Here is a 9824-nt window from a genome sequence, read left to right as displayed (position 1 = left end):
TGGAGCGTCAGGCACAGCAGGCGGCCGGCCAGGGCGGGGTCGGCCGGGGTCTGCTCTGCGGCCAGTGCGATCGCGTTCGTCAGCTGGAGCAGGTCGTCGATCGACACATCCGCCCGCACCGAACCGCTCGACTGCGCTCGGGCCAGCAGCCGTGCTCCTGCCCGACGCAGGGGGACATGGCATGACGTCAGGGCCGAGGACTCGTCTCCCGGAGCCGCCATGAGTGCCCGTGCCAGGCCCCGGTATTCACCCGCATGGGTGACGATCGCGCCCAGCCACTCCACCAGCGCGGTGCACGGCTGGTCGGCCTGCGCCAGCTCGCGGGAGCGGGCGAGCAACGCGGTCAGGGCCTCCTGGAACACCGCGTTCATCAGGGCCTGACGGTTCGGGAAGTGCCGGTAGAGCGTGCCGATCCCGACCCCCGCCCGCCGGGCGATGTCCTCCAGCGAGGCATCGGTGCCCTGGGCGGCGAAGGAGGCGCGCGCCTCGCTCAGCAGCCGGTCGTGGTTACGGCGCGCGTCGGCGCGCATCGGCCGGGCCGGTGTCGGTACCGTGCTCATCGCCATCGCCGTGTCCTCCTGGTGTCCGCTCCGCGCCCCAAGGATGCCACCGGGGGCCCGGCAGATGCCGGGCCCCCGGTGAGGAGAACGGTCCTCCGGTGAGGAGAACGGGCACTCAGTCCTTGATCTCGCAGATCATGGCGCCGGACGACACCGACGTGCCGACCTCCGCCGCCAGGCCCTTCACCGTGCCGGAGCGGTGGGCGTTGAGGGGCTGTTCCATCTTCATGGCCTCCAGGACGACGATGAGGTCGCCTTCCTTGACCTCCTGGCCCTCCTCGACGGCGATCTTGACGATCGTTCCCTGCATCGGGGAGGCGAGGGTGTCGCCGGAGGCCGCGGAGCCGGACTTCTTCGCCGCGCGGCGCTTGGGCTTCGCACCGGCCGCCAGGCCGGTACGCGCCAGGCTCATGCCGAGCGAGGAGGGCAGGGAGACCTCCAGGCGCTTGCCGCCGACCTCGACGACGACGGTCTCGCGGCCGGACTCCTCGTCGGCGTCCTGGTCCGCGGGGACCGTGAACGGCTTGATCTCGTTGACGAACTCCGTCTCGATCCACCGGGTGTGGACCCGGAACGGGTCGGAGGTGAACGCCGGGTCGGCCACGACCGCGCGGTGGAAGGGGATGGCGGTGGCCATGCCCTCCACCTGGAACTCCGCCAGCGCACGCGCGGCGCGCTGGAGGGCCTGCTCACGGGTGGCACCGGTGATGACCAGCTTGGCCAGCAGCGAGTCCCAGGCCGGGCCGATGACACTGCCGGACTCCACGCCCGCGTCCAGGCGGACACCGGGGCCGGTGGGCGGGGCGAAGAGGGTGACGGTGCCCGGGGCGGGCAGGAAGCCCCGGCCCGGGTCCTCACCGTTGATACGGAACTCGAAGGAGTGACCGCGCACCGCCGGGTCGCCGTAACCGAGCTCCTCGCCGTCGGCGATGCGGAACATCTCGCGGACGAGGTCGAGACCGGTGACCTCCTCGGTGACCGGGTGCTCGACCTGGAGGCGGGTGTTGACCTCCAGGAAGGAGATCGTGCCGTCCAGGCCGACGAGGAACTCCACCGTGCCGGCGCCGACGTAGCCGGCCTCCTTGAGGATCGCCTTGGACGCCGCGTACAGCTCGGCGTTCTGCGCCTCGGTCAGGAACGGCGCGGGGGCCTCCTCGACCAGCTTCTGGTGGCGGCGCTGGAGCGAGCAGTCACGGGTGGACACGACGACGACGTTGCCGTGGGTGTCGGCCAGGCACTGGGTCTCCACGTGGCGCGGCTTGTCGAGGTAGCGCTCCACGAAGCACTCGCCGCGGCCGAACGCGGCGACGGCCTCACGGACCGCCGAGTCGTACAGCTCGGGGATCTCCTCCAGCGTGCGGGCCACCTTCAGACCACGCCCGCCGCCCCCGAAGGCCGCCTTGATCGCGATCGGCAGGCCGTTCTCCTCGGCGAACGCCACGACCTCGTCGGAACCGCTCACCGGGTCCGGCGTACCGGCCACCAGCGGGGCACCGGCGCGCTGCGCGATGTGCCGGGCCGCGACCTTGTCGCCGAGGTCCCGGATCGCCTGCGGCGGGGGACCGATCCACGTCAGGTCCGCGTCCAGGACGGCCTGGGCGAACTCGGCGTTCTCCGAGAGGAAGCCGTAGCCGGGGTGGATCGCGTCCGCCCCCGAGTCCTTGGCCGCCTGGAGCACCTTGGCCATGTCCAGGTAGCTGGCGGCCGGGGTGTCACCGCCCAGAGAGAACGCCTCGTCTGCCGCGCGCACATGCAGGGCATCCCGGTCCGGATCGGCGTAGACGGCTACGCTCGCGATTCCGGCATCCCGGCAAGCCCGGGCAACACGGACAGCGATTTCGCCACGGTTGGCGATGAGCACCTTGCGCACGATGACTCCCTCCTTGAGAACAAGCTGAGTTTAGGGACTACCGACACGGCCGTACGACCCGTCCCCAATAGTGAACTTGCCCACACGGAGTGTGATTCGAGGCTTGCTCGAGTCGCGAAATCCCTTGTCACATCACGGTACGCCGGGATCCTTGACCGCACAGTAGCCATGAAGTGTGGCTCAAGTCTCTGTTCGTACGGTCAACGCCGCGCGGCGTTTCTTTGTGGACTCCCTACGAACGGACGAGGAAATCTTTGCTGCACCACGGGGCGGCGGCGCGGAGCGGGTCCCAGGACCGTGATACCGGCGTGAGGCGTGCGCGAACTCCTGTCCGGAACACACATACCGTCCCCCGGGTCCCTGACGATCCCCTGACGAGTCCCTGACGAGCGGGGGGCAGCTCCCTGTAGGGTCCGCGCTGTACCGGCCGTACTACAGGTAACAGGGGGTGGCCCCGTGGTGCGCAGACCAGTGGCCTTCGCGACCGCGCTCGTTCTGTTCGTCGAAGCCGTGGGCATCGTGGTCCTCAACGGCGTCCTCGCGACGGTCGTGGGCAACCAGAACATGTCCCTGGCCGGGATGGACCCGGACGCCATGGTCACCGGGACATGGGTGATGGGCGGTGTCTCGGGCGCGCTGCTGCTGCTCTGCGGGCTGATACCGCTCCTGGCCGGCCTGCGCGACCGCGCCCCGGGGCGCTTCGCCAGGATCGGCCTCATCATGTGCGCGGTCGCCCACGCGGTGCTGGGCGCACTGGCGGTGGGTCTGATCGGCTGGGCGGCCTTCGTGTTCCTGATGGCCGCCCTCGGTCTGATCGTGCTGACCCTGGTGGTGTTCGAGCGGCATGAGCCGGACACGGGCAGGGCCGGCGCACGGGGAGCTCAGGCGCCGGTGTGACGCCGGCGCCGCTCAGACCCACAAGTCGGTGACGGAGAGGCCCAGTTCGCCGAGCAGGTGGCGCAACAGCGGCAGCGAGAGGCCGATGACGTTGCCGTGGCTGCCCTCGATCGCCTCGACGAAGGGCGCCGAGCGGCCGTCCAGGGTGAACGCCCCGGCGACGTGGAGGGGCTCACCCGAAGCGACGTAGGCCGCCACCTCGGCGTCCGTGGGCTCGCCGAACCTGACGACGGTGGACGCGGTCGCCGACACCGTACGGCCGGTGGCCGTGTCGATGACGCTGTGCCCCGTCTGCAGGATGCCCGACCGGCCGCGCATGGACTTCCACCGCGCGGTGGCCTCCTCGCTGTCGGCCGGCTTGCCGAGCGCCTCGCCGTCCAGCTCCAGCACCGAGTCGCAGCCGATGACGAGCGCGCCCGCGGCCTCGGGACGGGCCGCCACCGCGGCGGCCTTCGCCTCGGCCAGGACGAGCGCCAGCTCACCCGGGGTCGGAGCGGTGATCGCGTCCTCGTCCACACCGCTGACGATCACCTCGGGGGCGAAACCCGCCTGACGCAGGAGACCGAGACGGGCGGGGGAGGCGGAGGCGAGCACGAGACGACGCTGATCAGTCATACCCGCCATCGTAGGCGGGGCCGGGGCGGGCGAGAGGCCCCCGGGGCCTCAGCGGGTGCCCAGGACGGACATCGCGACCACCATGGCCAGCGCGAGCAGCAGACCCGCGCGGCGCATCATGTCCTGGGCGTCGCGCAGTTCCTTCGGCGGCTTGTTCTCGGGGTCGGACCACAGCATGGTTCCGATGGTGCTCCGGACACGCCTGCGGCGCCTGAGTACGCGTACTCAAGCGCCGCTCGGCCCGCCCTCAGGAGGGCCAGTACGTCCGTGCCCACGACCGGGGCCCCGGCCGGAGCGTGCCCCGGCGGGCGATCCGCCCCGGATCGGACCACTGCTCGGGCGGCAGTGGGGCGCCGGACGGCACCGCGGCCACCGCCGCCGCGCGTGCCTGGACCACGGCGAGCGCCGCGGCGAGTTCCTCCGGGGTCGGATTGCCCCGTACGACCTTGATCATGGTGGCTCCCGGTGGTCGGATCAGAGGGGGATGTTGCCGTGCTTCTTCGGAGGCAGCGACTCGCGCTTCGTACGGAGCTGGCGCAGGCCCTTCACGAGGTGTGCCCGGGTCTCGGAGGGCATGATGACCGCGTCGACGTAGCCGCGCTCGGCCGCGACGTACGGGTTGAGGAGGGTGTCCTCGTAGTCGGCCATCAGTTCGGCGCGGGTGGCCTCGGGATCCTCGGCGGCGGCGATGGTGCGCCGGTGCAGGATGTTCACCGCGCCCTGGGCGCCCATGACCGCGATCTGCGCGGTCGGCCAGGCCAGATTCAGGTCGGCGCCCAGGTGCTTGGACCCCATCACGTCGTACGCGCCGCCGAACGCCTTGCGGGTGATGACGGTGATCAGCGGCACGGTGGCTTCGGCGTACGCGTAGATGAGCTTGGCGCCGCGGCGGATGATGCCGCCGTACTCCTGGTCGACGCCCGGCAGGAAGCCGGGCACGTCGACGAAGGTGAGGACCGGCACGTTGAACGCGTCGCACGTGCGGACGAAGCGCGCCGCCTTCTCGCTCGCGTCGATGTCCAGGCAGCCGGCGAACTGCATCGGCTGGTTGGCGACGATGCCCACCGGGTGACCCTCGACGCGCCCGAAACCGGTGATGATGTTCGGCGCGAACAGGGCCTGCGTCTCCAGGAACTCGCCCTCGTCGAGCACGTGCTCGATGGCGGTGTGCATGTCGTACGGCTGGTTCGCCGAGTCCGGGATGAGGGTGTCGAGCTCGCGGTCCCCGTCCGTGGTCTCCAGGTCCGCCTCCTCGGGGAAGGCCGGGGGCTCCGAGAGGTTGTTCGACGGGAGGTACGACAACAGGGACTTGACGTACTCGATGGCGTCCTTCTCGTCGCCCGCCATGTGGTGGGCCACGCCCGAGGTGGTGTTGTGCGTGCGGGCGCCGCCCAGCTCCTCGAAGCCGACGTCCTCACCGGTGACCGTCTTGATGACGTCGGGGCCGGTGATGAACATGTGCGAGGTTTGGTCGACCATGACCGTGAAGTCGGTGATCGCGGGGGAGTAGACCGCGCCGCCGGCACAGGGCCCGACGATCAGTGAGATCTGCGGGACGACACCGGAGGCGTGCACGTTGCGGCGGAAGATCTCGGCGAACAGCCCGAGGGCGACGACGCCCTCCTGGATGCGCGCGCCGCCGCCGTCGTTGATGCCGATGACGGGGCAGCCCGTCTTCATGGCGAAGTCCATGACCTTGACGATCTTCTCGCCGTAGACCTCGCCGAGCGAGCCGCCGAAGATGGTGAAGTCCTGCGAGTACACGCAGACGGGACGGCCGTCGACCGTGCCGTAACCGGTGACGACCCCGTCCCCGTAAGGGCGGTTCTCCTCGATCCCGAAATTGGTGGACCGGTGCCGTGCGAACTCGTCGAGCTCCACGAAGGAACCTTCGTCGAGCAGGAGATCGACCCGCTCGCGGGCGGTCAACTTGCCCTTGGCGTGCTGCTTTTCGACGGCGCGGGCGGAACCTGCGTGTGTGGCCTCTTCGATACGGCGCTGCAGGTCCGCGATCTTGCCCGCGGTGGTGTGGATATCGCTCTGCGGCTCGGACATCGGGTGGCGGCTCCCTGCCTGGTCACGGGGACGGCTGATACATCCGGTCGAGGTGCTGGACCCCTGTGTGCTCGACGGCGGATCACTCGTCTGCGGGTTCGGCTACTGATCCGTAGCGTATCGGCGCGCATACGGTTCGGCAGTGCGTCGTTGGCCACACCTAATGTGGGTTGCATGACACCTCCCGATGCGTCGCCCAACCGCTGGTCGGACCTCGACAGGCCGCCCCTGAACGTCACCGCGCTGCGCCGCGCGCTGCTGAGGCCCGGTGGTCTGTGGACCTCGCTCGACGTCGTGGACGCGACAGGCTCCACCAACACCGACCTCGCGGCACGGGCCGCCGGCGGAGGGCTGGCGGAAGGGGCGGTGCTGGTCGCCGAGGAGCAGACCGCCGGCCGCGGACGGCTCGACCGGAGCTGGACGGCCCCGCCCCGCTCGGGCCTCTTCCTCTCGGTCCACCTCACCCCCGGCGACGTACCCGCCGAACGCTGGGGATGGCTGCCGCTGCTGACCGGTGTCGCCGCCGCCACGGGGCTCGCGCAGTCGGCAGGTGTGGACATGGCGCTGAAATGGCCCAACGACCTCCTGGTGACCGTCGGCGGCACGGAACGCAAGGCCGGCGGCATCCTCGCGGAGCGCGCCGGGGACGGCGTCATCATCGGCATCGGGCTCAACGTGTCGCTGCGCGCGGCCGAGCTGCCCGCCCCGCACGCCGGTTCGCTGGCACTCGCCGGAGCCGTCTCCACCGACCGCGAGACCTTGCTCCGGGCCGTCCTGCGTTCACTGGAACAGTGGTACGGGCAATGGCGCGACGCGGACGGCGACGCCGCAGGCAGCGGGCTCCAGGCGGCCTACGCGGCGGGCTGCGCCACGCTCGACCGGACGGTGCGCGCCGAGCTGCCGGGCGACCGGTCCGTCGTCGGCGAGGCCGTCGCCATCGACGGCGACGGACGGCTCGTGCTGGCCACGGGCGACGGCCTCCAGGAACCCGTGTCGGCCGGCGACATCGTCCACCTGCGCGGAGAGGAAGGAGGGCTCACCTGATCCGGCGCTTGTGCACATACGGGTGATGTCACGTATGACGGACCCGGCACAGTGCGGCCGGGGACGTGAGCCAGGGCACACCTGCCGTATCGTTGAGGCGATCCAGCGACAGATCGGCAGGGCAGTGCGCAGGGAACGGGCAGGAGGCGGCCGGTGACCGTCGACGACACGAACTCCGACGACGGCGCGGAGCCCTCGTCGGGACGGTCGGTCCACTCGACACCGCATCACGAGGTCGACCACACGGCCGAGCCGACCGACGACCCGCTCGCCATCCGGCTGGAGGCCCTGATCCTGGGGGCCGACCGCCGCTACACGCCGTTCCAGGCGGCCAGGACCGCCGGGGTCTCCATGGACCTGGCCTCCCGCTTCTGGCGGGCGATGGGCTTCGCCGACATCGGGCAGGCCAAGGCGCTCACCGAGGCGGACGTCCTGGCGCTGCGCCGCCTCGCCGGTCTCGTGGAGGCCGGGCTGCTCAGCGAGCCGATGGCGATCCAGGTGGCCCGGTCGACCGGCCAGACCACCGCCCGGCTGGCGGAGTGGCAGATCGACTCCTTCCTGGAGGGGCTGACCGAGCCCCCCGAGGCCGGGATGACCCGGACCGAGGTCACCTACCCGCTCATCGAGCTGCTCCTGCCCGAGCTGGAGGAGTTCCTGGTCTACGTGTGGCGGCGCCAGCTCGCCGCCGCCACGGGCCGGGTCGTGCAGGCGGCGGACGACGAGGAGATGGTCGACCGGCGGCTCGCCGTGGGTTTCGCCGACCTCGTCGGCTTCACCCGGCTGACGCGGAGGCTGGAGGAGGAGGAGCTCGGCGAGCTCGTCGAGGCCTTCGAGACGACCTCGGCGGACCTGGTCGCCGCGCACGGCGGGCGGCTCATCAAGACCCTGGGCGACGAGGTCCTCTTCGCCGCGGACGACGCGGGCACGGCGGGCGAGATAGCGCTCCGGCTGGTCGAGGTGATGTCCCAGGACACGACGATGCCCGCGCTGCGGGTCGGCATCGCCTTCGGCACGGTCACCACACGCATGGGCGACGTGTTCGGCACCACGGTGAATCTGGCCAGCCGGCTCACGTCGATAGCGCCGAAGGACGCGGTGCTGGTCGACGGTGCGTTCGCCGCGGAGCTGATCAGGCACGGCGACGCCCCCGCCTCGGAGGCCGAGGAGGCCGCGGCGGCGGCCGAGCGCGCCCGGCTGGCGGAGAAGGAGGGCCGCAGCCCGGACGAGGTGCCGCCGCCGACGGCGTACCGCTTCGGGTTGCAGCCGATGTGGCAGCGGCCGGTGCGCGGGCTGGGTGTGGTGGAGCCGTGGCTGCTGGCCAGACGGGGCAAGCCGTCGTCCTGACGCGGGCCGCGGGGGCGCCCGCGGCGGGCTGATCCCCCGCCCCTCCCGCGCCGGGGCGGGGCCCCGGGCCCCGCTCCTCGAACGCCGGAGGAGCTGAGGGAGTCACCCGTGCGGTGGAGGCCGGGCATGTGCGAGCAGACCCGGCCGGCGTCCGGGAGCCGGATCCCCTGGTTCCGGAAAAGGGCGGGGAGGGGAACGGCCCCGCGCGGCGGGCCCGCCCCTAGGATTCCGGTAACGCTCGTTAACCGGAGGGGTGCAGTCATGGGTGTCACGTCCGAGCAGAGGTTCGGGGATTTCGTCGTCGTACGGCGGCACGAGGGCCAGGACCACGTCGCCGAGCTGGTGCTCGACCGGCCCGAGGCGATGAACGCCGTGAGCACCGCGATGGCGCGCTCCATCGCCGAAGCCTGTGCCGCGCTCGGCGCCGACCAGGGGGTGCGGGCGACCGTGCTCACGTCCAGCCATGAGCGCGCCTTCTGCGTGGGCGCGGACCTCAAGGAGCGGAACTCCTTCACCGACGCCGAGCTGGTGCGGCAGCGGCCCACGGCGCGGGCCGCGTACACCGGCGTGCTGGAGCTGCCCATGCCGGTCGTCGCCGCCGTCCACGGCTTCGCTCTCGGTGGCGGCTTCGAGCTCGCGCTGGCCTGCGATGTGATCGTGGCCGACCGTACGGCCGTGGTCGGCCTGCCCGAGGTGTCCGTGGGCGTCATCCCGGGCGGCGGCGGTACGCAGCTGCTGCCCCGCCGGGTGGGCGCGGCGCGCGCCGCCGAGCTGGTGTTCACCGCCCGGCGGGTGGAGGCGGCCGAGGCGCGCGAGCTGGGCCTGGTCGACGAGCTGGTCGAAGCGGGCCGGGACCGGGAGGAGGCGCTGGCCGTCGGCGGCCGGATCGCGGCGAACTCACCCGTGGGGCTCCGGGCCGCCAAGCGGGCGCTCCGGCTGGGTCAGGGACTGGATCTGCGGGCCGGGCTGGAGGTGGAGGACGCCGCCTGGCGGTCCGTGGCCTTCTCCGGGGACCGGGCCGAGGGCGTGGCCGCGTTCAACGAGAAGCGGAAGCCCGCCTGGCCCGGCGAGTGAGCCGGGAGCCGAACTGAAGATCATCAGTACCGCCGGCCGGTCGGAACAGCGCAAACCTACCTAAGCTGGGGCGATGGGCGGTGATGATGCGCGGCTGCGCGCCGTGGTGGCGCTGGCACAGACGATGGCGGCGGCCTCCACCCCGCGTGAGTCCTGGCACGCCGCGGCGGTGGGGGCGTGCCAGGCGCTGGCGGGCAGCTTCGCCGCCCTCTCCGTGTGGGAGCGGGAGCAGGGCCGGCTGCGCGTGCTGGTCAACGCGGGGGAGCGGGCCGAGGGCGAGGAGGAGTTCCCCGAGAACGAGGCCTACCCCGTGCACCAGTTCCCGGAGATCACGGAATTCCTCCACGAGCGCTGGGCGGGCGGCG

General features: G+C 71.8%; 10 protein-coding genes and 1 pseudogene. 5 read left to right on the top strand and 6 right to left on the bottom strand.

Annotated elements, in window-relative coordinates; genetic code table 11:
- Positions 1–566, bottom strand: a 566-nt coding sequence (locus VN520_RS38385; RefSeq protein ID WP_325751580.1) for a helix-turn-helix domain-containing protein, incomplete at its 3' end; no start/stop codon positions are given.
- Between the two features lie 109 nt (positions 567–675).
- Positions 676–2430, bottom strand: a complete 1755-nt coding sequence (locus tag VN520_RS38380; RefSeq protein ID WP_325751579.1) for an acetyl/propionyl/methylcrotonyl-CoA carboxylase subunit alpha — start codon at positions 2428–2430, stop codon at positions 676–678.
- Positions 2431–2889: 459 nt separating this feature from the next.
- On the opposite strand from VN520_RS38380, the gene VN520_RS38375 reads away from it, so the two are divergent.
- Complete coding sequence (locus VN520_RS38375) at positions 2890–3327, top strand: hypothetical protein (protein ID WP_325751581.1); 438 nt, start codon at positions 2890–2892, stop codon at positions 3325–3327.
- Positions 3328–3339: 12 nt separating this feature from the next.
- On the opposite strand, the gene VN520_RS38370 is transcribed toward VN520_RS38375, so the two are convergent.
- The 4 genes from VN520_RS38370 to VN520_RS38355 all read right to left on the bottom strand — a co-directional run bounded on the left by VN520_RS38370 (position 3340) and on the right by VN520_RS38355 (position 5997).
- A complete protein-coding gene (locus VN520_RS38370) occupies positions 3340–3951 on the bottom strand; it encodes a nucleoside triphosphate pyrophosphatase (protein ID WP_325751578.1) in 612 nt (203 codons plus the stop codon).
- A 39-nt stretch (positions 3952–3990) separates the two neighbouring features.
- Positions 3991–4119: a morphogenic membrane protein MmpB gene (gene mmpB / locus VN520_RS38365; RefSeq protein WP_325751577.1), complete on the bottom strand. Its 129-nt coding sequence runs from the start codon at positions 4117–4119 to the stop codon at positions 3991–3993.
- Positions 4120–4189: 70 nt separating this feature from the next.
- Positions 4190–4396 (bottom strand): acyl-CoA carboxylase subunit epsilon, encoded by a 207-nt coding sequence (locus tag VN520_RS38360; protein ID WP_325751576.1) that lies wholly within the window; start codon positions 4394–4396, stop codon positions 4190–4192.
- A 20-nt stretch (positions 4397–4416) separates the two neighbouring features.
- The gene (locus tag VN520_RS38355) at positions 4417–5997 is read right to left on the bottom strand and encodes an acyl-CoA carboxylase subunit beta (RefSeq protein WP_325751575.1); all 1581 of its coding nucleotides are present in this window, start codon (positions 5995–5997) and stop codon (positions 4417–4419) included.
- Positions 5998–6171: 174 nt separating this feature from the next.
- On the opposite strand from VN520_RS38355, the gene VN520_RS38350 reads away from it, so the two are divergent.
- From VN520_RS38350 to VN520_RS38335, 4 genes and pseudogenes are all read left to right on the top strand, one after another.
- Entirely contained in the window at positions 6172–7041 is an 870-nt protein-coding gene (locus tag VN520_RS38350) for a biotin--[acetyl-CoA-carboxylase] ligase (protein ID WP_325751574.1), read from the top strand.
- 153 nt (positions 7042–7194) lie between these two features.
- Positions 7195–8385: an adenylate/guanylate cyclase domain-containing protein gene (locus tag VN520_RS38345; protein ID WP_325751573.1), complete on the top strand. Its 1191-nt coding sequence runs from the start codon at positions 7195–7197 to the stop codon at positions 8383–8385.
- A gap of 261 nt (positions 8386–8646) precedes the next feature.
- Positions 8647–9459, top strand: coding sequence for an enoyl-CoA hydratase/isomerase family protein (locus VN520_RS38340; protein ID WP_325751572.1), 813 nt, complete (start codon positions 8647–8649; stop codon positions 9457–9459).
- A gap of 73 nt (positions 9460–9532) precedes the next feature.
- A pseudogene (locus VN520_RS38335) lies at positions 9533–9824 on the top strand (diguanylate cyclase); the annotation flags it as partial.

Source organism: Streptomyces sp. (genome assembly GCF_035563135.1).
GTDB lineage: Bacteria > Actinomycetota > Actinomycetes > Streptomycetales > Streptomycetaceae > Streptomyces.
This window is presented reverse-complemented; position numbering and strand designations above follow the sequence as displayed.

Coding starts and splice junctions, on each gene's coding strand:
- VN520_RS38360 (WP_325751576.1), bottom strand. CDS start 4,396: ATGATCAAGGTCGTACGGGGCAATCCGACCCCGGAGGAACTCGCCGCG.
- mmpB (WP_325751577.1), bottom strand. CDS start 4,119: ATGCTGTGGTCCGACCCCGAGAACAAGCCGCCGAAGGAACTGCGCGAC.
- VN520_RS38370 (WP_325751578.1), bottom strand. CDS start 3,951: ATGGCGGGTATGACTGATCAGCGTCGTCTCGTGCTCGCCTCCGCCTCC.
- VN520_RS38340 (WP_325751572.1), top strand. CDS start 8,647: ATGGGTGTCACGTCCGAGCAGAGGTTCGGGGATTTCGTCGTCGTACGG.
- VN520_RS38350 (WP_325751574.1), top strand. CDS start 6,172: ATGACACCTCCCGATGCGTCGCCCAACCGCTGGTCGGACCTCGACAGG.
- VN520_RS38355 (WP_325751575.1), bottom strand. CDS start 5,997: ATGTCCGAGCCGCAGAGCGATATCCACACCACCGCGGGCAAGATCGCG.